This is a genomic window from Streptomyces sp. DSM 15324 (assembly GCF_001514285.1).
Classification (GTDB): Bacteria; Actinomycetota; Actinomycetes; order Streptomycetales; family Streptomycetaceae; genus Streptomyces.
Genome location: NZ_KQ949024.1, coordinates 182,883 through 207,332, shown reverse-complemented (window position 1 = coordinate 207,332; position 24,450 = coordinate 182,883). Strand labels below are relative to the sequence as shown.

Below are 24,450 nucleotides of genomic sequence, written 5' to 3'. Positions count from 1 at the left end.
GAACGACGGAAGGTCCCTCATGACACCGCCACCACCGGACGTGCTCGTCGTGGGCGCAGGCCCGACCGGACTGACGGCCGCCCACCTGCTGGGCTCCCGGGGCGTACGGGTGCTGCTGGTGGAACGCAACACCACCACCAGCAACGACGCCAAGGCAATCAGCCTCGACGACGAGTCGCTGCGCACCCTTCAGTCGGCCGATGGTCTCGACGAGGCCGTCTACCCGATCCTGGTGCCGGGCACCGGGACGAGGTACTTCGGCATCGGTGGGCGAATGCTCTTCCACGCCCGCGGCACCAGCGACCAGCGCTACGGACATCCCTTCAAGAACCCCTTCGCCCAGCCCGACCTGGAACGAGTGCTGCGCGAGGAACTGCGCCGCCTCCCCACCGTCGACGTCCGCTTCGACACCCGCCTGACAGATGTCGTCACCCAGCATTCCGACCTGGTGCGCGTCATGCTGCGTACGGGCGGGGAGGACGGGCCGGTCGAGAAACTGGACGTGTCCTACGTCCTCGGCTGCGACGGCGGCCGCAGCACCCTACGCGACCTGCTGTCCATCCCGATGCAGGGTCGCAGTTTCCCGGACGTGTGGCTGGTGGTCGACACTCTTCAGGACACGCACGACCAGCGTTTCGGCATGCACCACGGCGACCCCGACCGCCCCGTCGTCATCGTCGCAGGACGGGACGGACGTTGCCGCTACGAGTTCCGCCTGAAGCCGGGCGAGTGCGACGCCGGCACCCCGCCGCCGTTCTCGTTGGTGCGCGAACTCCTCGCGCCCTACCGGGAGATCACATCCGAGCAGGTCGAGCGTGCGGTCGCGTACAGCTTCCACGCGCTGCTGGCGGACCGCCTGCGCGACGGCCGCTGCTTCCTGCTCGGCGACGCCGCGCACATGATGCCGCCGTTCGCGGGGCAGGGCCTCAACTCCGGTGTCCGGGACGCGGCCAACCTCTGCTGGAAGATCAGCGAGGTCCTGGCGGGCCGGGCGAACGACAGGCTGCTCGACACCTACGACACCGAGCGGCGTCCCCATGCCCGGGCCGTGATCGACCTCTCCGTACGCCTCGGCCGGATCGTCATGACCACCAGCCGCCCCCGCGCCCTCCTGCGCGACCTGCTGATACGCACTGCCATGTACACACCACCCGGACGCCGCTACCTCACAGAGATGCGCTACCGCCCCGACACCCGCGCGACATCGGGCGCCGTCGTCGGCATCGACGGACCGGGCCGCGGGCTCGTCGGCACGATGCTGCCGCAGCCGCGGGTGCTGCGGGGACAGGACCACCACGTCATACGGCTCGATGACGTCTTGGGACAGGGCTGGAGCCTGCTGGGGGTCGGCGTGACCGACGCCGACTGGACCGCCGTAGCACGGACCGGTCTCCCGGACGCCGTCTCCGTGGATGTCCTCCTGGACGACCGCGCACCGCGCGACCGTGCCGGCCGGGCAGAGATCGCCGACGCCGACGGTCAGCTGGACGCCCTCTTCACCGGGCTGGCCGGGCACTTCGTCCTCGTACGCCCCGACCGTCTGGTGGCCGCCGTGTTCACCCCGGATAAGGCCGAGTACGTCGACGCGAAGCTTCGGCACTTCACCTCCCCCTTCCCGGCCCTCACCCTTCCCGACCCCGAGATCCAGCCTGATTCCCCAGGAGTACGCCGATGAGGCTCAGCACCGTCCGTGTCGCCCACGACCACGGGACCGCCGCCGCCCGGCAGGACGGAGACGAACTCGTCCTGCTTCCCTTCTCCGACGTCGGCGCGCTGCTCGCCGCAGGAGACGACTGGCCGCAGCGGGCGGCCACCGCGGACAGCGAGCGCCTGCCCCTGGCCGAAGTGTCGCTCGCCCCGCTCGTCCCTCACCCCAACAAGATCATCTGCCTCGGCCTGAACTACGCCACCCACATCAAGGAAATGGGCCGCCCCACCCCCGCCCACCCCACCCTCTTCGCGAAGTACGACGGTGCTCTCATCGGCGCACACGACGACATCCACATGCCGCCCGTCAGCGACGACCTCGACTGGGAGGCCGAGTTGGGGGTGGTGATCGGACGCCCCGGCCGTCACGTGCCGCGCGAGAAGGCCCTGGAGCACGTCGCCGGATACACGGTTGCCAACGACGTCACCGTCCGCGACTGGCAGCACCGCACCAGGGAGTTCCTCTCCGGCAAGACCTTCGAGGCCACCACCCCGGTCGGCCCCGTCCTCGTCACCACGGACGAACTCCCGCTCGGCGCCTCCGGTTTGGACATCTCCTGCAGCGTCGACGGCCACACCATGCAGAAGTCCAACACCGCCGACCTGCTCTTCGACGTCGCCGACACCATCGCTTACGTCAGCACCATCATCACGCTGCTGCCTGGCGACCTGATCCTCACCGGCACCCCGGGCGGCGTCGGCGCCGGCCGCGACCCGAAGGTCTTCCTGCGCCCCGGACAGGAACTCGTCACCGCGGTCGAAGGCATCGGAGAGCTGCGCAACACCGTCGTCAAGGACCGGCTGTAGACCGGACAGGCGGGCGGATGGGCGCGGCCCGCAACGGCCCGCGACCATCCGCTACAGTGTCTCGCATGTCAGGAAACGCGTCCCCCAGTTACCGCGACCGCAACTCCACGGCCGACCGGGCACTCGACATTCTGGCCATGTTCGACGACGTCCACCTCGTCATCTCCGGAACCGCCGTTGCCGATCACCTCGGCGTGGCACGCTCCACCGCCTATCGCTACCTCCAGAGCCTGGTGAACGGGCGCTTCCTCGAAGAAGCCCCCGGCGGCGGCTTCCGGCTCGGCCTGCGGGTGCTGGAGATCGCCCGGTTGGCCCGCCGCAGCTACGGCCTCTCCGAGGTCGCGCAGCCGTCGATGGAGACGCTTGCCGAGGACGTGCACGAGACCGTGCTGCTGACCCGGCGCACCGGGGACCTGGTGGTCTGCGTCGACCGCGCGGAAAGCACCCGCGCGGTGCGCATCTCCTACGAACGCGGCAGCGCCCTGCCCATCAACGCCGGCGCCTCCGCCCTCGTCCTGCTCGCCTGGAGCCCCGAAGAAGAAGCCCGCAGACTGCTGGAGAACGCCGTACTGCGCCGCTTCACCCCGGCCACCCTCACCGACGTCGACGCCCTGATGGAACGCCTCGGCCGGATCCGCCGCCTCGGCTACTCCGTCACCCGCGGCGAACTCGACCCCGACGTGGTTGGCATCGCTGCCCCGATCCGCGACGAGAACAAACAAGTCGTCGCCGCCGTCAGCGTCGCCGCCCTCGCCTCCCGGATCTACCCGGAAGCCGAGACGGAGATCGCCCAGAAAGTCCTCACCACAGCCGACGAGATCAGCGACCGGATGGCAGTCGTCGCGGGATGACCCCGCCCGCACGGTTGGCGCACGGCCCCGAACCGCGCTGGAGGAAGTTCTGCCACCAGCCGCTGGGCAGCGCATGACGCCCCGGCACCTTGTCGGCACCCGCTGGACTGTGGGCGGTCCCCCGCTTCGGTGAGGCGCCGCTGTGGATGTGCGGGTCCCAAGGGGCGGAGATCGCCCCACTTCGTGTTAATTTCCAACACCTTTGCCCACACATCCCCCAGCGGTCGTCCAACGCTGCATCGGTGTCCTGCCAGCGTTTGACCAAACAGGGGGAGTGCGAGGGCAGATCGGGAGTTCCGGGGGAGAGACCTGCTCCGGCACCCCAGCGGCGCTCGGCGGTCGGGCCTTGTCGGTGATCGTGGAGATGGGCTCCTTCGTGGTCGTCATCCCGTAGGTCTGGGCGAGGTGGGAGACGATCTCGCCGGAGGTCAGGCCCTTTGCGGTCAGCGAGATCACCAGGTCGTCCAGCGCGCCGGTGCGGGTGCGCGGGCAGCATCCGGGGCCGGAAGGTGCCCAGCCGGTCTCTGGGGACCTGCACCGTCACCGCGCCGACCTCCGTCATGACCTCCTTGGCCTGGTAGCCGTTGCGCATGTTGCCGCCCGAGCGGGACCCGCGCCCGCTGGTCCGGCCGGCCTCGGCGGCCAGGTGTTCGTCCATCTCGGCTTCCAGGGCGGCCTGCATCAGGTGCTGGGCCAGCTCGGGCAGCAGTCCACCGTCGCCCATCAGCCGCAGCCCTTCCCCGCGGACCTTCTCAGCCGCGAGCGCGGCGAGCTCCTCCAGCAGTTCGCTGGACAGACCGTTCGGCGATACCGGCATCGACTTCACGTCGGCGCCCTCAACACTGCTGGCGGCCACGGCAAGCGACACGCTGCTGGAGGTCTCGATCCGGTGATCCATCGTCGTACTCATCAGGTGACTCCTTCGTGGAGGCTCACACCTGATTCATGACACTCCCGGTCAAGGCATGCGGCTGTAGAGGGGCTGGACAGCGCTGCCCGGTCAGCGGATCCGGGGCAGCGCCTTGTCGGGATGCGCGGTGTGGACGTAGCGGACAGCGGTGCCTGGATGGATACCGAACAACTGCACCAGGTGTACGGGATCGGCGGTTTGTCGGGCCTCGTCCAGTACTCGGTCGCTCCACAGCTGGCGAGGGGTGATTCCGGTGCGGTCGAATGCGTGGCGCAGGGCGCAGTAGCTGACGGGTGGGAGGGCGGGGTGGTGCGCTGAGTGCGTCGTGACCAGCAGGTGTGGATTGGGAGAGGCGGGCCACTGCTGCTGCCGCTCGTGGAGCCAGTCGTCCACCAGGCGGCGGGTCAGTGTGTCGAGGTAGACCGTGTGCGGCTGTCCACGCAGGCGAAGGTGGAGAGTGGCGTGGGCGAGGTCGAGCGCGGTCAGAGGGAGCTGGGCGACGTCGGTGACCTTGATGGCGTGGACGGCGACCAGGCCGACGGCCAGACGCCCCATCGCGCTGTCGATCACGTCCAGCAGGCCGCGCAGCCGGTCGCTGGGAAGTGGTTCGGGAAGGCGCACGGGTGTGGTGAGGGAGAGCCTGGCGAGCGGGTTCGCGAAGACGACGCGTTCTTGTTTGAGGGCGCGGAAGATGCTGAGCAAGACGTGGTGGACACCGCGGGCTTGGTGTCCCCGTCGGTCGCTGAGCGCGGACGTCACGTCCCCTGTGGTGATCTGCCGCAGATCCAGCCCGTCCTGGCTCCAAAGGGTCAGGACCGGAAGCACGACGTTCAGGTCGCGCCGGATGCGTGTGTAGTCGGCGGGAGGGTGGGGCCGGCGACCTTCTCCCCGGCGGACGGCGATCCACGTCCGCACCTGGCCAGCCATGGCGTCGGGAAGCCGTTGGAGCTTGTCTTCGATGGCCTGGCGGTGGCGGGCGTCCATACGGGCCTTGTCCAGGCGGGCAAGCGAAGGGGCGGCGGCTGTTGCCCGCTGGCGGTCGGGTTCGAGCAGGCCGCGCTCGTGCAGAAAGAACACGATCCGGTGCAGGGAGACTTTCGGCCCCAGGGCCGCGAGCGTCCGCACGTCCCGCTCGGCGATGGGTTCCGCCATGCCGGTGTAGGCCAGCACGCGGTGCAGGAGCTCGATGGAGTGGGCGTGATTCTGCTGTCCCCCGGCTGTGGCGGGAAGACAGACCGTGAACTGCTCCAGCAGCACTACTGCTTCGGAGCTGAGCGGCGGCAAGGCGCCGTGAGGCACAGCGTGAACGGCTCTCCAATCGCGTGGGACGGACAGTAGGGTGGTTTGCCCCTGGATCACGTGATCACAGGTGGACAGCGAGGCGGCGTGACCGTCGTGCTCCACGGCCGGCGTCAGGGGCGGCTTCGCTGTCTTGCCCACCAGCTGGTGGGCAAGCGATCCGGCGAAGGTGAGCTGGGTGAAGCCCGCGGGCGTCGGACGCACGTTTCGCACGAACGCCAGACACCCACGACAAAGGCCCTCTTTCGGGTGCACAGGCAGGCCGTCGCGGGCGCAGCGGGAGCACCGGCCCATCGAGCGGTGCTCACCACGATGCCAGCCGACGCAGGCATTGCACAGGCGGGTGGTGATACCCCAGCTGCCGCAATCCGCGCAGCCTGTCACGATGCCGGCGGGCACTCCCTTACGGTGCGGGCGCATCTGGTCGGTCACCTGCGTCGGGCCGTGCCACAGGCCCGCGTATTCCAGGACTTCCTGTGCGGCGGCCGCACCGAACTGCATCCCGCGGCCCTGGTCGAGGATCTCGCGCGAGACCTTCCTCTCGCCCTCGGCATCCCGCACAGCCAGCGCCAGACGCAGCCGCCGCCCCACCTGCGCACACCACTCCCGGCCCACGCCGCGCTGCCGCGCCAGCACCAGCGTGTGCTGCTTGAGCGCCTCCTCCTCGGGCCAGCGCCTTCCGGCCAGATCGACCAGTTCCGGCGCGCCAAGCCGGCGGAGCACTGGGAACAGCACCTGCTGTCCGGGCATGACCGCCGGCAGCACACATCGGCGGGACTCCAAAGGTCGTTCAGCGGCCAGCCGGCCCAGGCGCCAAGCCTCCCGCGCCGCGCCGGGAAACAGCAGCCGAAGCTGTGTCGGAGCCGGAAAATCGAGCACGGTGTCTGTGGCCTGTTCGTCGCGCACGCTCAGCACGCACCCGCGGCACAGTCCGTCCTGACCGAGGTGCTGTTGGCACCGGCAGCGGGGGCACACCCCGCGCTGCGGGTACTGGCGACGCCACAGTTGGCACCCGCGGCACCGCCAGCTGCGCCGGGACGAGCCCGGGGCCAATGCCAGGCAGTCCTCGCACTGCCTCATCCGCTCCATTCGCGCGGCTCAGTTCGGGGGCTGCAGGCGTCGCGGGCCATCGCGTCGCGGCATCGGACGCACCGGGCCAGAGCCGCCTTCTTCACCTGCGGCCGCCCGGGTAATTACCCCCGCCTCCCCAGCGCCGGTGGCGGCCGGTTCGGCCTCCAGGAGATCGGCCACCGTGCATCCCAGTGCCTGACAGATCAGATCCAGGTCTTCCAGCCGCACCGTGACCGGCGTGCCGCCCCACAAGGCGGACACTTTGCTCAACGACGGGTGGAAGCCAACCCGTCGAAAAGCCACCAGCAAGTCCGTCGGACGCCAGATGTCCTGCCGCGCCGCCACCCAGCGCAGATTCCATTTCACCGAAGGCTCCCTGTGTCTGCCACCAGCCGCTGCCCTGCCCGTTCGGCCGACGCCCGCCGCGCCGCCTGTTCCGGATCGCCTTGCGCTGTCAGGAGATACCGGACCGTGGTCGTACTCCACCAGTGGCCCAGCAATCGCTGCACCTCCCACAGCGACATCCCCCGCTCATAGTTGTGCGTCGCGCACGCGTGACGCAGCAAATGAGGAAACAACTCATCCACCGGGCCGGGAAGATGTGCTGCCGAGGCCGTCCTCAGCGCCCGTCGGAACGTCGAGGGCACCATCTTCGGTGCGACCGGCATGTTCAGCGCTGCCACCGCAACGGGCAACCGCTCGGAGGGGAATAGTGGCGCCGAGGGGTGCTCAGGGTCATCGCGGAACAACCCGCGCACCTCCTCCACGTACCACCACAGCAGTTCCCGCCCCTCTTCGAACATAAAGGCCTCGCGCTGCCGTGGCCCTGACCCGCGGGCTCCCTTGCCCTGCACGAGGAAGCGGCCCCACTGGCCCGACTCCCAGTGCACATCGCGCATGCACACCCCGCACAGTTCCGCCGCCCGTACCCCCGACAAATAGGCGATCTTCGCCATGACATAGTCGCGGCACGCGACCGCCTCCTTGCGCGCCTGCGGCAGGGCACGCCGCCACGCGGCGAAGAACTCGCGCATGGCCTGCTGCGACGGCGGCACCCGCAGCCCGAAGTCGCCACGGTGGCGTGGCCGGTTGAACGGATCGACGGGTGACTCCACGACCACGCCGAAACGACGGCTGATCTCACCGGCATACCGTTGCTCAAGGAACGCGAAGTACCCGTCGATACAGTTGATCTTGCTGCGCACGGTGGAACGCGCCCGCTTGCCCGGTCCGGCGAAGTAGCGGTCCAGGTCCCGCGGCTGCAGGCGCCACGGTGCGAGATCCAGGTACTCACAGATTTCGATCACGGGCTTCACGAGCTTGTCGACCGATTCCGGCACCAAGCCTGCGGCATCGCGCGCCCACTGGTACTCGGCGAGCGTGTCGAAGAAGTAGTCCCGCTCCGACATCCCAGTCCGCTCGCCTCGAACACGATGCAGCTGGAAGACCTCAGCCAGACCGGCCCCGCCATGCTCGTCCGTCGGCCTTAGCACCGCCGTTACGCGACGGGTTCCGGATTCATCCACGATCACGCAGATTACGAGTGCCACTCGCGGATTCTGCGAGTTTCTACGGAAAATCCAGCCACGGAGGGACATGTCGAACACAGGTCTCCGGCCTGCTAAGACGCAAGCGATCGCACTCAGAGTCCCCCCAGGAACCTGCGCGTACTCCAGTAACGAAGTGGGCGGGCCACTGCTCGGCGAGCCGGGCAGCGCCGGCACCGCGCCGCTGGAGGCGACCCTGGAGTCGCTCGAAGGCGAGCCTGCTGGATTTCCCGTACGACCAGCTCGCCGTCCAGGGCCGTCGCGTCGGCAGCTGGACCGTGCCCGGAACGAACCTCGGGGAAGGAGGGTGCGAGGTTCCTGTCCCTGCGCGAGCGCAACACCAAACGCCCGGCATCCAGAGAGAGCAGCGCTCTCCAGCCATCGTTATCCAGACTCTGGCGTGTCTCCTAGGACATGGGCCCGTCGAGCCGCTTTTGTACAGAGCAGCCGTGGCGGCCCCGTCCGCGGGCGAACGCCGGAGCGTGACTGTTCACGGATTGACGCTCACTGCGGTTATTACCAAGCTGGTGGGGGGTTGCGGAAGGGACTGCGGTCGTGAGCGGTGGACAAAGTGGGCTCACCCGATTGCTGACAGCAGCGGAGACAGCGGCGCCGGCGGACGCCGTCGACGTGATCGCGGAGGACCTGCGGCGGCGTTTCGAGGCCACTAAGGTCTCTTTCCTCATCGTGGACCTGACAGGGAAGGCGGTGGCTCGGCTGTCCACCGCTCCCACTCAAGGTGGGCGGCAGGCCGAGCGGGTTCCCCTGTTCGGCAGTGTCTACGAGGAGGTGATCCGTACCCAGCGCCTGTATCAGGACGCGACCGGCGAGGGGCAGCGGGTGATCGTGCCCGTCACCAACCGCGGGGATGCGATCGGGCTGCTGGAACTGCTCCTGCCGACCGGCCCTGGCGAGGACGTGCTCGACGCAGTCGGGGAAGCCGCCCACATCCTGGCCTACATCGTGATCGCCAACGGCCGCTTCACCGATCTCTACACCTGGGGCAAACGGTCCAAGCCGGCCACCCTGGCAGCTGAAATCCAGTACCAGCTGCTGCCCCTGTCGCTGTCGTGCGAGGCCGCACAGTTCACCCTGTGCGGGAACCTGGAGCCCTCCGAGGACCTCAGCGGCGACACCTTCGACTACACCGTGGACCGCGACACCTTGCACGTGTCGGTGACCGATCCCATGGGCCACGACATGGATTCCGCCCTGGCCGCCACGGTCCTGGTGGGCGCCCTGCGCGGTGCCCGCCGGGCGGGCACCGGCCTGGGCGAACAGGCCCACCGGGCAGACCAGGCACTGATCGAACACGGCCACGGTCATGCCACCGGGCAGCTCCTGCGCATCAATCTCCATACCGGGCGGGCCCAATTCGTCAACGCCGGTCATCCCTGGCCGCTGCGCATGCGCGACGGGGCTGTGGAGACGATCACCTGCGAGGTGGACCATCCCTTCGGGCTGTCTGAGCTGACTCCCCACCCGTACCGTGTGCAGGACCTCGACCTGCGGCCCGGTGACCGTCTGCTCATGTTCACCGACGGCATGCTCGAACGTCACGGAGAGAAGGTCGATCTGCCCGCCCTGCTGGGGTGCACCCGGAATCTGCACCCGAGGGAGACCGCGCTGGCGCTGACGTCCGCGGTCCGGGACGCCGCCGACGGCCGGCTCGAAGACGATGCCACCGCCGTCTGCCTGGACTGGCACGGCCCCCAGGAGACCCAGCGGCACGTCAGCAGCGGCGCAGACACCCGGCAAGCCTCAGCCGCACGCACGAAGGACCAGTCGTGACCTGGGTGAACGGTGCCAACGCGAATGAGACATCACGAGGTGTCTGGAGAACCGTCCCACTTCTCCTCGGCGGCCCACCCATCGGGCGGCGCCGGGTCGGTGACGGGGGCCGCGAGCATCGGGTCCGGCAGCGCCCACATGCGCCATGCCTTCCACGCGGGCGCCCCTTCGTGCGGTGCTGCTGTTCCCCGTTACTCGAGTAGACCGAGTTCCCAAGCACTCGCCGGTGCCTTTGCCGAGTTGCTAGGCAGCCTCTTTGGCAGCCCGCGCCATGACTTGCGGACAACCGTGCACCAGAATGAGGGCTCGAAGCCGTTCGTGCGATGGCCGATGGAGGGCGACCGTAAGGCGGCCCAGGCGGCTGTCTGTCATTGCCGGTCGCGAGTGGGCGGGGAGTCAACTCATTCTCAGCCTGCTCCGGCCAGGTTGGGCATTGGTTCGGGCGAAGCCATCCGGCTGTGGTCGGTAGATGCCGATACGCCGGGATCGATGCGACGGTTGCGCGATGCCGTCCCGGACGGGGGTCTGACTCTTGAGATCTTTGACCGAAGTGTCCAGTCACAGGCTTGTCGACCGTCGTTGCGGGCTGGCTTCTGCTGTCACCGAGCCACAGGGCGTGTCCCAATAGGGGCCTTGCCGAGTTCCAGGCGCCATCACGGTTCAGACCGCCCGAGCAGGCCGGTGCCATTCACCCTAGCCAGCACGTCAGCATGTGGGAGGCGAACCATCGTGACGACCCGACAGCGCAGCACCTCATCGAGCACGGATCCGCCCGTTCGGCGCGAGGTCGTCCTGGGCGTGGACACGCACGGCGAGGTGCATGTCGCCGCCGTGATCTCCCCGCTCGGGAAGATCCTGGGAACGGAGTCCTTTCCCGCGACGGCGGCCGGCTACCGACAGCTCCTCGTGTGGGCCCGCAAGCGCGGTACGGTGCGCCGGGCCGGTGTGGAGGGCACCGGCACCTTCGGCGCGGGCCTGTCCCGCTACCTTCTCGCCCAGCAGATCCAGGTGTTCGAAGTGAACCGACCCGACCGCTCGGCCCGCCGGCTGCTGGGGAAGTCGGACCCGCTCGATGCGCAGGCCGCCGCGCGGGCCGTGCTCAGCGGTCGTGCCCGGGCCCGGGCCAAGTCCGGCGACGGTCCGGCGCACAGCGCCCGGATCTTCAAGCTCGCCAAGGACTCCGCGGTCAAGGCCCGTACCCAGGCGATCAACCAGCTCAAGGCCGTCCTGGTCATCGCCGATCCCGCACTGCGGGAACGGTTGTCGAGCTTGGGCAATGCCGAGCTGTTCCGCACCTGCGCGACCCTCAGCCCACCCGATGGTGGGGGAGACGAGGAAGCGGTGGCCCAGGCCACCCACATGACATTACGCATGCTCGCCGAACGCATCGAACAGCTCACCGGGCAGATCAATGCGCTGAACCAACGCCTGACCCGACTCGTCGAACGCCACGCGCCGCAACTGCTCGTACCGATGGGCATCGGTCCGGACAGCGCCGTCACTCTCCTGATCACCATGGGAGACAATCCCGAGCGGCTGAACACCGAGGCGTCCTTTGCTGCCCTTTGCGGAGTCAGCCCCATCGAGTACTCCTCCGGGCGGCGAGTCACGCGACGGCTCAACTACGGCGGCGACCGGCAGGCCAACGCGGCCCTGCACCGCATCGTGTTCACCCGCCTGCGCCACGACCCGCGCACCCAGGCGTACTGCGAACGCCGCACCCAGGAGGGCAAGACCCGCCGTGAGATCATCCGATGCCTCAAGCGGTATGCCGCCCGCGAGGTCTTTAACCTGGTCAGACCGGTTTTCCGCGCCCCTGCGTTATAGGGGCGTCCGTGATACGTGAGAGGGTCTGAGGCGTGAGTGAGACACCGTCGAACACCCTGCAATACCGCTTTGACGGGCCAGAAGAGGCTCCCGTCCTGATCCTGGGCCCCTCCCTGGGTACCACATGGCACATGTGGGACCGGCAGGTCCCCGAACTGGCCCAGCAGTGGCGGATCTTCCGGTACGACCTGCCCGGTCACGGCGGCGCCCCGGCCTATCCGGCCGGCTCCGTGTCCGATCTCGCCGAGCGGCTGCTCGCCACCCTCGACGGGCTCGGGGTGCAGCGCTTCGGCTACGCGGGCTGCGCCTTGGGCGGCGCGGTCGGCGTGGAACTGGCACTGCGTCACCCGGAACGGGTCGCCTCGCTGGGGCTGATCGCCGCCTCGCCGAGGTTCGGCACCGCGGACGAGTTCCGTCAGCGCGGGGTGATCGTGCGGACGAACGGGCTCGACCCCATCGCCCGCACCTCGCCCGACCGCTGGTTCACGGCCGGTTTCGCGGCGGCACAGCCCGCCATCACCGAGTGGGCCGTGCAGATGGTGCGCACCACCGACCCCGGCTGCTACATCGCGGCGTGCGAGGCGCTCGCCGCGTTCGACGTCCGCGCCGAACTCGCCCGGATCGGCGTCCCCACGCTCGTGCTCGTCGGCTCCGACGACCAGGTGACCGGGCCCGCCGAGGCGCGCACCCTGGTCGCCGGCATCCCCGACGCCCGCCTGGCCGTCGTACCCGGTGCCTCCCATCTGGTCCCGGTGGAGCAGCCCGCCGCCGTCACCGACCTGTTGGTGCGGCACTTCTCCACGGCCTGGCAGCCCGTCTACGAGTCCGCGACCGGGCAGACGGCCGTGCCGGGCATCCCCGTCCGCGCGGTGACGACCCAGACCCCGGTCCCCACCGCGGGCCCGCCGCCGCAGCCGGTGGCCATCGCCGAGATCGCGCCCGCCCCGATCGAGGAGCCGGCGCAGGTCATGGGCCGTCCGGACCCGTACGACGCCGGTCTGAAGGTGCGCCGCGAGGTCCTCGGGGACGCACACGTGGACCGGGCGCTGTCCCAGGCCGACGACTTCTCGGGGGACTTCCAGGAGTTCATCACCCGCTACGCCTGGGGCGAGATCTGGGACCGCCCCGGCCTCGACCGGCGGTCGCGCTCCTGTGTCACGCTGACCGCGCTGGTCGCCGGCGGTCACCTCGACGAACTCGCCTTCCACACCCGGGCCGCCCTGCGCAACGGCCTGACCCCCGACGAGATCAAGGAGGTGCTGCTGATGGCGGCGGTGTACTGCGGGGTACCGGCGGCCAACAGCGCCTTCCGGGTGGCCCAGCAGATCATCCGGGAGGAGACCACCCCGGTCGACTGAGCCGCGCCGCCCGGACCGCAGGAGGACGGACGACGGACGAGGGAGGATGGATCCCATGACGAGCACGACGACCATGAAACTCACGAAGAAGGCCCACTCCTGCGTCCGTCTGGAGAAGGACGGGCGCACGCTCGTCCTCGACCCGGGCGGGTTCAGCGAGGCGGACGCGGCGGTGGGCGCCGAGGCGATCCTGGTCACGCACGAGCACCCGGACCACTTCGACGAGGGGCGGCTGCGGGCGGCCCTGGAGGCCGACCCGGCCACGGAGATCTGGACCCTGCGCGCGGTCGCGGAGAAGATCTCGGCGGCCTTCCCGGGCCGCGTGCACACCGTCGGCCACGGCGACACCTTCAGCGCGGCCGGATTCGACGTCGAGGTCCACGGCGAACTGCACGCCGTCATCCACCCGGACATCCCGCGCATCACCAACGTCGGCTACCTGATCGACGACGGCCGCGTCTTCCACCCCGGCGACGCCCTCACCGTCCCCGACCGGTCCGTCGAGACGCTGATGCTCCCGGTGATGGCCCCGTGGAGCAAGATCTCCGAGGTCATCGACTACGTGCGCGAGGTGGCGCCGCGGCGCGCCTACGACATCCACGACGCCCTGCTCACCGACCTCGCCCGCCCGATCTACGACAACCAGATCGGCGCCCTCGGCGGCGCGCCGCACGCGCGGCTGGCGGCCGGGGAGAGCACGGCACTGTGAGTGTCGGTGGGGCCCGGTAGGTTGGGGGACATGCGCATCGCGACCTGGAACGTCAACTCGATCACCGCCCGCCTGCCGCGGCTGCTGGCCTGGCTGGAGAGCAGCGGCACGGACGTGCTGTGCCTCCAGGAGGCCAAGCTGGCCGAGGAGCAGTTCCCCTTCGACCAGTTGCGCGAGCTGGGCTACGAGGCGACGGTCAACGCCACCGGCCGGTGGAACGGCGTGGCGGTGATCTCCCGGGTGGGCATCGAGGACGTCGTCAAGGGCCTGCCGGGCGACCCGGGCTACGAGGGCTCGGTCGAGCCCCGGGCGATCTCCGCGACCTGCGGCCCGGTCCGCGTCTGGTCGGTGTACGTGCCGAACGGCCGCGAGGTGGACCACCCGCACTACGCCTACAAGCTCCAGTGGTTCGAGGCCCTGAAGGCGGCCGTCGCGGGCGACGCGGCGGGCGGGCGTCCGTTCGCCGTCCTCGGCGACTACAACGTGGCGCCGACGGACGACGACGTGTACGACCTGGCCGCCTTCGAGGGCCTCACCCATGTCACCCCGGCCGAGCGCGCCGCCCTGGCCGCCCTGCGCGAGGCCGGTCTGTCCGACGTGCTCCCGAGGCCCCTGAAGTACGACCATCCGTTCACGTACTGGGACTACCGCCAGCTGTGCTTCCCCAAGAACCGCGGTATGCGCATCGACCTGGTCTACGGCAACGAACCGTTCGCGAAGGCCGTCAAGGACTCCTACGTCGACCGCGAGGAGCGCAAGGGCAAGGGCGCCTCCGACCACGCGCCGGTCGTCGTCGACCTCGACGTCTAGGCCGCCCGGTCCGGGCCGCACGTCCGGCGCTCACAGCAGCCGCAGGCCGACCGCCTCGGCGTGCGCCGCGTAGCCGCGTCCCCGGGGTGCAGATGGTCGCCGCTGTCGTGCGCGGCGAGCATGCGCTCCGGGGCGGCCGGGTCGCGCAGGGCGCGGTCGAGGCCGAGGACGGCGTGGAAGGCGCCGGTGGTCCGGATCCAGGCGTCCAGCGCGTCCCGTCCGGCCTCCACGGCCGGAGCGCAGAGCCCCGCGGGAGGGCAGCGTCGCGCCGAGCACCCACAGCCCGTGCGCCCGCGCCCGGCCGGCGATCTCCCGCAGCCCGGCGGCCCCCTCGGCGGCCGCCGTCCCGTCCCGCAGATCGCGGACCGAGGTCTGTGCGAGGACGTCCCGGTCCAGCCGGTGCGGGGCGGCGACCCCGCCGCCCACCGGGGCGATCCCGTCGCCGAGGTAGCGGTCGGCCGTCACCCGGTTCGACGCGATCCCCGCGTGGAGGACGCCGTAGCGCGGGAGGGCGCCCCGTCGGCGCAGCGGCCCCCACCGTGGACCGGTCGCCGTCGGTGATCGAGTCCCCGAGCCCGACCACCGCGCCGGGCCCGCCGCCCACGTCCACCCTGGTGAGCAGCGGCCAGGTCCCGATCGCGGCGGGGTACGCCCTTCCGTCCGCGTCCGCCGTGTGGTCGCCCGGCCCGCTCAGGTACGACCGCTGCACCGCGAGGCCCTGCCAGGGCCGCCAGGTCACCGCGCCGGGCAGATGGACGCTCACCAGCAGATCCGTGTCCGCGGGCACGGCGAACGGCAGCGGACCGCAGACCCCCTGCGCGCCGCCGAAGGACAGCGGCACCGGGGATGGAGCGCGGTGCCGCGCCCGCCGTCCGGCCGCCGGTGCTCGTGACGAGGAAGGCGAGGGCGCCGCCGTGCCCCCTGGCCCGTGCGGGCTGCGCCGCGGTGCGGACGTTGTCGGGGGAGCCCGGCGGGCGCAGGGGCGGCCAGGCCGGCCGGACGCCGCGCACGGTCGGCGCGCGCCCCGGGAGCCGGCCCGTGGCAGCGCCTCGCGACGCTAGGCAGCGGTCGCGCCCCGGTCAACGCGCCATGCGGGGGCGGGCCGGGGTTTCGACCGTACGTATGCGCCCGCGCGCCTGTGGTGCGTACGCCGGTGCGAATGACACGCTGGACGTATGTACATCCCTTTCCTGGGCAACAAGCGCAAGAAGCACGGCGAAGCGGTCCTGGCCGCCGACCCCGAGGGGGTCGCGGAGCTCCTCTCCGAGTGCGAGCTGCTGCGCTCCCAGGCGGCCCGGGCGGGGATCGGACTGGACGACACCGCAGCCTCGCTGGAGGCGCTCGACCAGATGGTGCCGCGCTGGCGCGACGACGAGGAGACCCTGCTCTGGCTCGGCAACGACGCCGGGCTCTATCTGGGCACCGTCATCGTGCGGACCGTGCCCGGCGCCGTGTGGGACTTCCGGGCGGACGGGCAGCCCGTCGTACGGCTGACCTCGGGGCGGGAGTTCGACGTCGTGGAGTGCGGGCACGAGTGGGCGGCGAACGGAGTGCCCGAACTGTCCCAGCTCTACGGCGAGGTGGCCGAGGCCTGAGCTCCCGGCCGACGGGGGAGCCCGACGTAAATACGGCTTATGTCCCCGGGGTGCGTGTCGTGTCCTGGGGTGGTGCCGCCCTGGATAGTTTCCTCCAAGATTCTCAAGCACTGAAGGGGGCGACTAGGATGGGCCGTTCATCCCCCAGAACCGGGGTCGCGACCGCCGCGGCGGCAGAACCGGGGACGCTGTTGCCAGGTGGTGGGGGACTCTCCGCGGCAATCCGGCCGTAGGGGGCGGAAGTCACAGAGCCCTGCCCGGCCGGCGCCGGTCGCAGATCACTGCTCGCGCAGCGGGACCGACACGTACGACGGGTCGGTCGCCGGCGAGGAGAAGGTCAGCCGCGCGCCGGACGGGTTGTGCTCGACGTAGAGCGGGTCGACCGTGTCGACGACCAGGGCCAGTCGATGCCCTGCGGGGACGTCGTAGGCCGTGGAGAACAGCTCCAGGTCGAGACCGAACGGCTTTCCGGGCGTCCGCCCGTGGAAGGTGTACGGCGCGTGCGAGACCAGCTTGCCGAGGCCGAGCGGCCCCACGTCGTAGAGGTAGGCGACGAGGGTGCCGCTCTCCTCGGTCGGGGTGAGCGTGGTGTGCAACCGGGCGGTGCCCCGCACGCGTTGCGCCGTGGGGTACTTCCCCGACTGCCATACGGCGGCCCAGTACCGGGGGAGCAGGGGGATCGAGGCCATCGGGGGGACCCGTGCCACCTGGTCGAGGATGCTGGAGAGGAACACGATCCCGCCGTCGGCGCCCGAGTCGACGTTCGTGTGGACCGTGGCCGTGCCGGCGAGGGCGATCCTCTCGCGGGTCGAGCCCACCGACTTCCAGTCCGGGTAGCCCTCGTAGCCGTCCGTGGAGCGGGACTTGAGCTGGACGGGCCGTTCGCGGTCGATGCCGTTGTCGACGCCCTTGAGGTAGTGGTCCATCCAGCGCCGGGTGTCCGTCCACACGTCGTTGGGCACGCCGAACAGACCGGTGAGTTCGGCGGTCGCGTGGTCGCCGGGGCGCAGCTCCAGCCGCTTGGGGCCGGACAGGCGCTCGTAGAAGGCGGCGGACTGGTTGGGCGGGAAGATGGTGTCGCCCCAGGCGCCGGCCATCAGCACGGCGGTGCCGTTCTTGTCGAGCCGGTCCAGGTAGCTCGCGGGGGAGCGTTTCTCCCCCCAGGCGACGATCTCCTCTTCCTTCGACAGGTCGGAGTCGTAGAAGGCGGAGAAGATCTTCCGGGACTCCGCGCTCTGCCGGCCGGTGACCGTGCCCACCGTGTCGAGCACGGCGGCCGCGTGGAGGTGCTGGGTGCGGCCGGAGTAGATCGAGTCGAGCAGATCGCCCCAGCCGCTGAGCGAGGCGACGGCCTTGACGCGCGGATCGTGCGCGGCGGCCAGCAGGCTGATGCCCGCGCCGTAGGAGACGCCCGCCATCCCGATGTGCCGGGCGTCCGCCGGGGTGTTGGCGAGTGCCCAGTCCACCACCCGGGACGCGTCGGCCACATCGCGCGGACCCGCCACATCGATCTCGCCGCCCGACTGCCAGAAGCCGCGCACGTTGTAGCTCAGCACGACGTACCCGTCGTCGGCGAGCCGCTGCGCCTGGGCGAGATACTGCACCTGCGGGAAGCCCCAGCTGGTGGGGAGCACGATCAGCGGGTAGCGGCGGGTGCCGTCGGCGCCGGCCGGGGTGATCACGTTGGCTTTCAGGACCGTGCCGCCGTCCCCGGCGATGTCGACGTACCGGACCGCGCCCGCGGTGGCCCGCGCGACGGGGGCGAGACCGAGGACACTTCCGGCGACCAGGGAGGCGGACACGGCGCCGACGGCGGTCGTGCGCAGGGTCCTGCGGTGCGGTCGTCGTCCCACGGGGCACTCCTCGGCATGCGGCGATGCAAAAGTGACCCGACGGTAACCGGTGGCCCTACCGGGGGTAACCCGTCAGTGAGTTACGTGGGAGTAACGATTGGTTCGGCAGGCAGCGGTGTCTGGGCCGCCCGGGTCACATCCTCGACCAGTTCGACCACATCGGGGCCGTACGCCTGCGAGTTGACGACCTTCAGCAGCAGGACGAACGAGTTGCCGCCGTGCTTGCGGGCCAGCCGCTCGTGGTGCCGGACGAGATACCGGGTGGCGGCCTGGTTGTTGATGGCGCGCTGCCCGCAGAACAGGAACACCGGCCGCTGCTCCCGTCGCTGACCCGCCGTCAGCCGGGCGAGCAGGACGTACTCGGTGACGCCCGCGTCCATCCGGTACTGCTGCTCGCCGATCCGGAACGCGAGGCGGTCCGGCCCCGGCTCCCGGTCGGTGTTGACCCGCACCCCCGGCAGCATCGCCTGGAGATGGGCCGCCATCCGCCGGTTGGACCCCGGGCCGCCCACACAGAACTCCGTCCGCTCCCCGAACCCCTGCCGGGCCGCGTCCTGGGTGACCACCTCGGCGCCCGCCCCGCAGTCCTTGATGAGCGCGGAGAGCTCCAGCAGCGCGAAGACGTCGTGGCGGTGCACCGCGAGATCGGGGCTGCCCGCGTCGCGGTTGACGACGAGCAGGCACTCGGAGTGTTCCGGGAGCCCGAAGAAGGCCTGCTTGCGCCGGAGTTTCCGGCGCCACAGGTAGGTCCGGGCCACCCAGCCGAGCGCGGCGCTCAGACCGGTCGCGATGACCCCCAGGACGATGTTGCGCACGTCGTCGTTCATGGGCGCGCATGGTAGCGGGCGGACATGCCTGTGACGTACCCGTGTTCGAGGTGTGGCAGTCGTATGACAGTGCCCGGAAGGCACCTGTCGGGGCCCTGTGAATCTGGCTACGCTGCGCGGACGGTTCCCGACTGGAGGTACGGATGCGTCGCCCTGTCGCGCGGAAACTGTCGGTCCTGGCGGTCTCGGCCGCCGTGGTCACGGTGGGGGCCGCCGCGCCGCCCGCCGCCGGGAGAGCGACCCCTGCGAAGGTCCCCGTCGCCGTGGGGTACGGCGGTGCCGTCGCCAGCGTCGACGCGGACGCCTCGGCCGCCGGCATCGAGGTGCTCCGCAAGGGCGGCAACGCCGTCGACGCGGCCGTCGCCACCGCCGCCGCCCTCGGCGTCACCGAGCCCTACTCCTCCGGCATCGGCGGAGGCGGCTACTTCGTCTACTACGACGCCAAGTCCCGTACCGTGCACACCATCGACGGCCGTGAGCGGGCGCCGCTCACCGCCGACGCGAACCTGTTCCTGGAGAACGGCGCCCCGCTCGCCTTCGCCGACGCCGTCAGCAGCGGCCTGAGCGTCGGCACCCCCGGCACCCCCGCCACCTGGGCCACCGCACTGGACCAGTGGGGCAGCCGCACGCTCGGTTCGGTCCTGAAGCCCGCCGAGCGCATCGCCCGCGAGGGCTTCACCGTCGACGACACCTTCCGCTCCCAGACCGCCGCCAACGAGACCCGCTTCCGCTACTTCCCGGACACCGCGAAGCTGTTCCTGCCCGGCGGCCGGCTCCCTGCGGTCGGCTCCACGTTCAAGAACCCCGACCTCGCGCGGACCTACGGGGAACTGGGCCGCACGGGCGTCTCCGCGCTCTACCGGGGCGACCTCGGCGAGGACGTCGTCGACACCGTCAACCACCCGCCCGTCGACCCGGCCTCGGGCTGGAAGGCCCGGCCCGGCGCCCTGACCACCAACGACCTCGCCGCCTACCGCGCCAAGCTCCAGGCGCCCACCAGGACGACGTACCGCGGCCTCGGCGTCTACTCCATCGCCCCCTCCTCCTCCGGCGGCACCACCGTCGGCGAGGCCCTCAACATCCTGGAGAACACCGACCTCGCGAAGGCGAGCGAGGTCCAGTACCTGCACCACTACATCGAGGCCAGCCGGATCTCGTTCGCCGACCGGGGGCGCTGGGTCGGCGACCCCGCCTTCGAGGACGTACCGACGCAAGCGCTGCTGTCGCAGCGGTACGCCGACTCGCGGGCCTGCCTCATCAAGGACGACGCGGTGCTCACCAGCCCCGTCGCGCCCGGCGACCCCCGCCACCCGGCCGCCTGCGGCACCGGCGGCACGACGGCGCCGACGACGTACGAGGGCGAGAACACCACCCATCTGACGGTGGCCGACAAGTGGGGCAACGTCGTCGCCTACACGCTCACCATCGAGCAGACCGGCGGCAGCGCGATCACCGTCCCGGGCCGCGGCTTCCTCCTCAACAACGAGCTGACGGACTTCTCCTTCGCCCCCGCCAACCCGGCCGTGCACGACCCGAACCTGCCGGGCCCGGGCAAGCGGCCGCGCTCCTCCATTTCCCCGACGATCGTCCTGGACCGGCAGGACAGGCCGGTGGTCGCGCTCGGTTCACCCGGCGGCTCCACCATCATCACCACCGTGCTCCAGACCCTCACCGAGTTCCTCGACCGGGGCCTGCCGCTCGTCGACGCGATCGCCGCGCCCCGCGTCAGCCAGCGCAACGCGGCCCAGACCGATATGGAACCCGCCCTCTACAACGACACCAGCCCGGACGGCGTCCGGTCCCGACTGGAGGCGATCGGGCACTCGTTCAAGCTGAACGCCGAGATCGGCGCGGCGACCGGGGTGCAGCGGCTGCCCGGCGGGAAGTGGCTGGCCGCCGCAGAGACCGTACGGCGCGGCGGCGGCTCGGCCCAGGTCGTGCGTCCGGCGTCATAGCTCCGGGGCGGGGGCGGGCGGCTCGGTGCGGAACGCGAGCTGCCCGTCCTCGACCTCCACCCGGACCCGGTCCCCGTTCCCGACCCGGCCGTCGAGCAGCAGCCGCGACAGCCGGTTGTCCACCTCGCGCTGGATCGTGCGGCGCAAGGGCCGCGCCCCGTACTCGGGTTGGTAACCGCGCTCGGCCAGCCAGTCCACCGCCCCGGCCGCGAACTGCACACCGATGCCCTGCGCCTGCAGCAGCCGTCGGGTCCTCTGGAGCAACAGCTCGGTGATCCGGCGCAGTTGGTCGCCGGTGAGCTGGTGGAAGACCACGATCTCGTCGATGCGGTTGAGGAACTCCGGCCGGAAGTGGTCCCGCAGCGGCCTGAGGATCTGCTCCCGCCGCGCCTCCTCGTCCGCCTCGGTGCCGCCCGATCCGAAGCCGATGCCGGCACCGCGCCGGCCGATCGCCTCCGAGCCCAGGTTGCTCGTCATCACGATCACCGTGTTGGTGAAGTCGACGGTACGGCCCTGGGAGTCGGTCAGCCGCCCGTCGTCGAGGACCTGGAGCAGGATGTTGAAGACGTCCGGGTGCGCCTTCTCCACCTCGTCGAGCAGCAGCAGCGAGTACGGGTGCCGGCGCACCACCTCGGTGAGCTGACCGGCCTCCTCATGGCCGACGTACCCGGGCGGGGCGCCCACCAGCCGGCTGACGGTGTGCCGCTCCTGGTATTCGCTCATGTCGAGCCGGACCATCCGCTCCTCGCTGCCGAACAGCGCCTCCGCGAGCGCCCGGGCCAGCTCGGTCTTGCCCACCCCGGTCGGCCCGAGGAAGAGGAAGCTGCCGATCGGGCGGTCCGGGCTCGACAGCCCGGCGCGTGAGCGCAGCACCGCGTCCGCGACGACCCGTACGGCCTCCTCCTGGCCCACCACCCGCTCGTGCAGATGCTCCTCCAGCCCGAGCAGCCGGTCCTTCTCCTCCTGGGTGAGGCTCGCCACCGGGATGCCGGTCTGCCGGGACACCACCTCGGCGACGGCCTCCGCGGTGACCTCCAGGTGCTGGCCCTCGTCGACCTCCTCCTCGCCCGAGGCGTCCGCGATGCGCTGCTTCAACTCGGTGATCCGGTCGCGCAGTTGGGTGGCCAGCTCATAACTCTCGTCCGCGACCGCCTGGTCCTTGTCGCGGGCGAGCTGCTCGGCCTCGCGCTCCAGGGCCCGTACGTCCGTGCCCTTGGTGCGGGCGCCGAGCCGCACCCGGGCCCCGGCCTGGTCGATCAGGTCGATCGCCTTGTCCGGCAGCCGGCGTTCGGTGAGGTAGCGGTCCGACAGCTGCACGGCCGCCACCAGCGCCTCGTCGGTGTAGCGGACCTGGTGGTGGGCCTCGTAGCGGTCGCGCAGCCCGCGCAGGATCTCGATCGTGTCCGGCACGGTCGGCTCGGGTACCAGGATCGGCTGGAAGCGGCGGGCGAGCGCCGCGTCCTTCTCGATCCGCCGGTACTCCTCCAGCGTCGTCGCCCCCACGACGTGCAGCTCGCCGCGGGCGAGCGCCGGTTTGAGGATGTTCCCGGCGTCCATCGAGCCGCCCTCGCCGCCCCCGCCCGCGCCGACCACCGTGTGCAGCTCGTCCATGAACACGATCAGCTGGTCGGAGTGGGCGCGGATCTCGCCCACGATGGTGTTCAGACGCTCCTCGAAGTCGCCCCGGAAGCGGGTGCCCGCGACCACCCCGGTCAGGTCCAGGGCGATCACCCGGCGGCCGTCCAGCACGTCCGGCACGTCGCCGTCCGCGATGCGCTGGGCGAGCCCCTCCACCACGGCGGTCTTGCCGACGCCCGCGTCCCCGATCAGCACCGGGTTGTTCTTGCCGCGCCGGGACAGCACCTCGATGGTCTGCTCGATCTCGTCGTCCCGGCCGATCACCGGGTCGATCCGGCCCTGGCGGGCCAGCTCGGTGAGGTCCCGGCCGTACTTGTCCAGGGTGGGGGTGCCGGTGGGCCGCTGCCGCTCGGGGTGCGCCTGCGCGGTCTCCGCGGCCTCGGGCGGCAGTGCGGCGGGCGCGAACCGGGCCGCGTTCAGGATGTGCCCGGCCGCCGAGTCCGGGTTCGCGGCGAGGGCGCTGAGCACGTGCTCGGGGCCGATGTACCCCGCCCCGCGGGAGCGGGCCAGGTCGTGGGCGTCCAGCAGGGCCCGCTTGGCGGCCGGGGTGAGGGACAGCGAGGTCGGCGGGGGTGCCTCGCCCGGCGGGTGCTGCGCCGGCCCGGACCGTTTGTCGATCTCCGTCGCCAGCGAGTCCGGATCCGCACCGGCCCGGCTGAGCAGGCTCCGGGTCGGCTCCGCGGCGAGGGCCGCGCGCAGCAGGTGCTCGGTGTCCAGGTCACGGCTGCCGTGCTCGGCGGCGTACTGGGCGGCGCCCCGGACCAGTTCCCGGGCGGGCTGGCTCAGGAGCTGGCCGATGTTGATCTGGCGGGGGCCGGGGCGGGGTCCGCCGAAGAAGCGGGCCAGGAATTCACCGAAGGGGTCGCCCTCCGGGCCGATGTAGCCGCTGGTCATGGCGTTCCGTTCGATCGACGTGCGTGGCCGGGCGGACGGGTGCCCTGGCCGTGCCGGGCTACACCACGATTGCACGATCGGTGGGGGGCGGCATGTCCTGAGGGGCCGGTGCGGTGGGGCGAGTGCGGGGCGTGGGGGGTTCTCGCGCAGTTCCCCGCCCGCCGCCCCGCCCGCCTTCCGCGGGAGGGCCACCGCGCGCCTCTTCGGGCCGGCTGTCCTACCGCCTCTGCGTCAGGACCCTGGGGCCGTCCTCCGTGATGGCCACCGTGTGCTCCGTGTGGGCCGCCCGGGAGCCGTCGTTCGTCCTGAGGGTCCAGCCGTCGGGGGCCGTGTGCCAGTCGTCGCGACCGCTCGCGATGAGCATGGGCTCGATGGCGATCGCCATGCCGGCGCGCAGGCGCAGGCCCCGGCCGGGGCGGCCTTCGTTGGGGACCCCGGGGTCCTCGTGCATCTGGCGGCCGATGCCGTGGCCGCCGAAGCCGTCGGGGATGCCGTAGCCGCCCGCGCGGCACACCGTGCCGACGGCGTGGGCGATGTCGCCGATGCGGTTGCCGGGGACCGCCGCCGCGATGCCGGCCGCCAGGGCCCGCTCCGCCGTCTCGATCAGCCGGACGTCCGCCGGGCGTGCCCGGCCCACGGTGAAGCTGATCGCCGAGTCGCCGACCCAGCCGCCCAGCCGTGCCCCGCAGTCGACGGAGACGAGGTCGCCGTCGCGCAGCCGCAGGCCGGTGGGGATGCCGTGCACGATCGCGTCGTTCACGGAGGCGCAGATCACCGCGGGGAACGGGGTCGGCGCGAAGGACGGGCGGTAGCCGAGGAAGGGCGAGTCGGCGCCCGCCTCCCGCAGGACGTCCCGCGCCACCTCGTCCAGTTCCCGCAGGGAGACACCCACGCCGGCCGCCTCGCGCACCGCCGTCAGGGTCCGCGCGACGACCTGTCCGGCTTCGTACATCGCGTCGATCGACGCCCGGGTCTTGAGTTCCATCATGCCAATTACTATA

The 24,450-nt window shown here is 71.1% G+C and carries 18 protein-coding genes and 1 pseudogene; 10 read left to right on the top strand and 9 right to left on the bottom strand.

Going from position 1 to position 24,450, the window contains the following annotated elements; genetic code table 11:
• Positions 1–19 precede the first annotated feature (19 nt).
• The 3 genes from AQJ58_RS07150 (at position 20) to AQJ58_RS07140 (ending at position 3,365) form a co-directional block, all read left to right on the top strand.
• Positions 20–1,675 (top strand): bifunctional 3-(3-hydroxy-phenyl)propionate/3-hydroxycinnamic acid hydroxylase, encoded by a 1,656-nt coding sequence (locus AQJ58_RS07150; protein ID WP_055542995.1) that lies wholly within the window; start codon positions 20–22, stop codon positions 1,673–1,675.
• Positions 1,672–2,514: a fumarylacetoacetate hydrolase family protein gene (locus AQJ58_RS07145; protein WP_067246252.1), complete on the top strand. Its 843-nt coding sequence runs from the start codon at positions 1,672–1,674 to the stop codon at positions 2,512–2,514. Before AQJ58_RS07150 ends, AQJ58_RS07145 begins: the two co-directional genes overlap by 4 nt.
• A gap of 65 nt (positions 2,515–2,579) precedes the next feature.
• On the top strand, positions 2,580–3,365 hold the full coding sequence (locus AQJ58_RS07140; protein ID WP_067246250.1) for an IclR family transcriptional regulator: 786 nt from the start codon (positions 2,580–2,582) through the stop codon (positions 3,363–3,365).
• A gap of 345 nt (positions 3,366–3,710) precedes the next feature.
• Here the strand turns inward: AQJ58_RS07140 and AQJ58_RS45840 are convergent.
• The 4 genes and pseudogenes from AQJ58_RS45840 to AQJ58_RS07125 form a co-directional block, all read right to left on the bottom strand.
• Positions 3,711–4,182 (bottom strand): annotated as a pseudogene (locus tag AQJ58_RS45840) (transposase); the annotation flags it as partial.
• A 183-nt stretch (positions 4,183–4,365) separates the two neighbouring features.
• Positions 4,366–6,480 carry a site-specific integrase gene (locus tag AQJ58_RS07130; RefSeq protein ID WP_159056219.1) on the bottom strand — a complete coding sequence of 705 codons (2,115 nt, stop codon included), beginning with the start codon at positions 6,478–6,480 and terminating at the stop codon, positions 4,366–4,368.
• Positions 6,481–6,672: 192 nt separating this feature from the next.
• Positions 6,673–7,011, bottom strand: coding sequence for a helix-turn-helix domain-containing protein (locus AQJ58_RS40480; RefSeq protein WP_079078746.1), 339 nt, complete (start codon positions 7,009–7,011; stop codon positions 6,673–6,675).
• Positions 7,008–8,195 (bottom strand): tyrosine-type recombinase/integrase, encoded by a 1,188-nt coding sequence (locus AQJ58_RS07125; protein WP_234359978.1) that lies wholly within the window; start codon positions 8,193–8,195, stop codon positions 7,008–7,010. The genes AQJ58_RS40480 and AQJ58_RS07125 overlap by 4 nt, the downstream gene beginning before the upstream one ends.
• 582 nt (positions 8,196–8,777) lie before the next feature.
• Between AQJ58_RS07125 and AQJ58_RS07120 the strand changes: the two genes are divergently transcribed.
• The 5 genes from AQJ58_RS07120 to AQJ58_RS07100 all read left to right on the top strand — a co-directional run bounded on the left by AQJ58_RS07120 (position 8,778) and on the right by AQJ58_RS07100 (position 14,687).
• Complete coding sequence (locus tag AQJ58_RS07120) at positions 8,778–9,983, top strand: PP2C family protein-serine/threonine phosphatase (protein WP_067246241.1); 1,206 nt, start codon at positions 8,778–8,780, stop codon at positions 9,981–9,983.
• 729 nt (positions 9,984–10,712) lie between these two features.
• On the top strand, positions 10,713–11,810 hold the full coding sequence (locus AQJ58_RS07115; protein WP_234359977.1) for an IS110 family RNA-guided transposase: 1,098 nt from the start codon (positions 10,713–10,715) through the stop codon (positions 11,808–11,810).
• Between the two features lie 32 nt (positions 11,811–11,842).
• Positions 11,843–13,168: a bifunctional 3-oxoadipate enol-lactonase/4-carboxymuconolactone decarboxylase PcaDC gene (gene pcaC, locus AQJ58_RS07110; RefSeq protein WP_067246238.1), complete on the top strand. Its 1,326-nt coding sequence runs from the start codon at positions 11,843–11,845 to the stop codon at positions 13,166–13,168.
• Positions 13,169–13,241: 73 nt separating this feature from the next.
• Positions 13,242–13,877: an MBL fold metallo-hydrolase gene (locus AQJ58_RS07105; protein WP_067247662.1), complete on the top strand. Its 636-nt coding sequence runs from the start codon at positions 13,242–13,244 to the stop codon at positions 13,875–13,877.
• A 30-nt stretch (positions 13,878–13,907) separates the two neighbouring features.
• A complete protein-coding gene (locus tag AQJ58_RS07100; protein WP_067246235.1) occupies positions 13,908–14,687 on the top strand; it encodes an exodeoxyribonuclease III in 780 nt (259 codons plus the stop codon).
• On the opposite strand, the gene AQJ58_RS07095 is transcribed toward AQJ58_RS07100, so the two are convergent.
• Entirely contained in the window at positions 14,684–14,917 is a 234-nt protein-coding gene (locus tag AQJ58_RS07095; RefSeq protein ID WP_067246233.1) for an SGNH/GDSL hydrolase family protein, read from the bottom strand. The two genes, AQJ58_RS07100 and AQJ58_RS07095, sit on opposite strands and share 4 nt — an antisense overlap.
• 945 nt (positions 14,918–15,862) lie before the next feature.
• Between AQJ58_RS07095 and AQJ58_RS07090 the strand changes: the two genes are divergently transcribed.
• Positions 15,863–16,282 (top strand): DUF6278 family protein, encoded by a 420-nt coding sequence (locus AQJ58_RS07090; protein ID WP_067246230.1) that lies wholly within the window; start codon positions 15,863–15,865, stop codon positions 16,280–16,282.
• A 278-nt stretch (positions 16,283–16,560) separates the two neighbouring features.
• Here AQJ58_RS07090 and AQJ58_RS07085 read toward each other — a convergent pair whose 3' ends face one another.
• Both AQJ58_RS07085 and AQJ58_RS07080 read right to left on the bottom strand, forming a co-directional pair.
• Complete coding sequence (locus AQJ58_RS07085; RefSeq protein WP_067246227.1) at positions 16,561–18,135, bottom strand: alpha/beta fold hydrolase; 1,575 nt, start codon at positions 18,133–18,135, stop codon at positions 16,561–16,563.
• Positions 18,136–18,215: 80 nt separating this feature from the next.
• The gene (locus tag AQJ58_RS07080) at positions 18,216–18,962 is read right to left on the bottom strand and encodes a hypothetical protein (protein ID WP_067246225.1); all 747 of its coding nucleotides are present in this window, start codon (positions 18,960–18,962) and stop codon (positions 18,216–18,218) included.
• Positions 18,963–19,105: 143 nt separating this feature from the next.
• Between AQJ58_RS07080 and ggt the strand changes: the two genes are divergently transcribed.
• Complete coding sequence (ggt, locus tag AQJ58_RS07075; RefSeq protein WP_067246222.1) at positions 19,106–20,917, top strand: gamma-glutamyltransferase; 1,812 nt, start codon at positions 19,106–19,108, stop codon at positions 20,915–20,917.
• Here the strand turns inward: ggt and AQJ58_RS07070 are convergent.
• Positions 20,912–23,449 carry an ATP-dependent Clp protease ATP-binding subunit gene (locus AQJ58_RS07070; RefSeq protein ID WP_067246219.1) on the bottom strand — a complete coding sequence of 846 codons (2,538 nt, stop codon included), beginning with the start codon at positions 23,447–23,449 and terminating at the stop codon, positions 20,912–20,914. The two genes, ggt and AQJ58_RS07070, sit on opposite strands and share 6 nt — an antisense overlap.
• A 217-nt stretch (positions 23,450–23,666) precedes the next feature.
• The gene (map, locus tag AQJ58_RS07065; protein WP_067246217.1) at positions 23,667–24,437 is read right to left on the bottom strand and encodes a type I methionyl aminopeptidase; all 771 of its coding nucleotides are present in this window, start codon (positions 24,435–24,437) and stop codon (positions 23,667–23,669) included.
• Positions 24,438–24,450 lie beyond the last annotated feature (13 nt).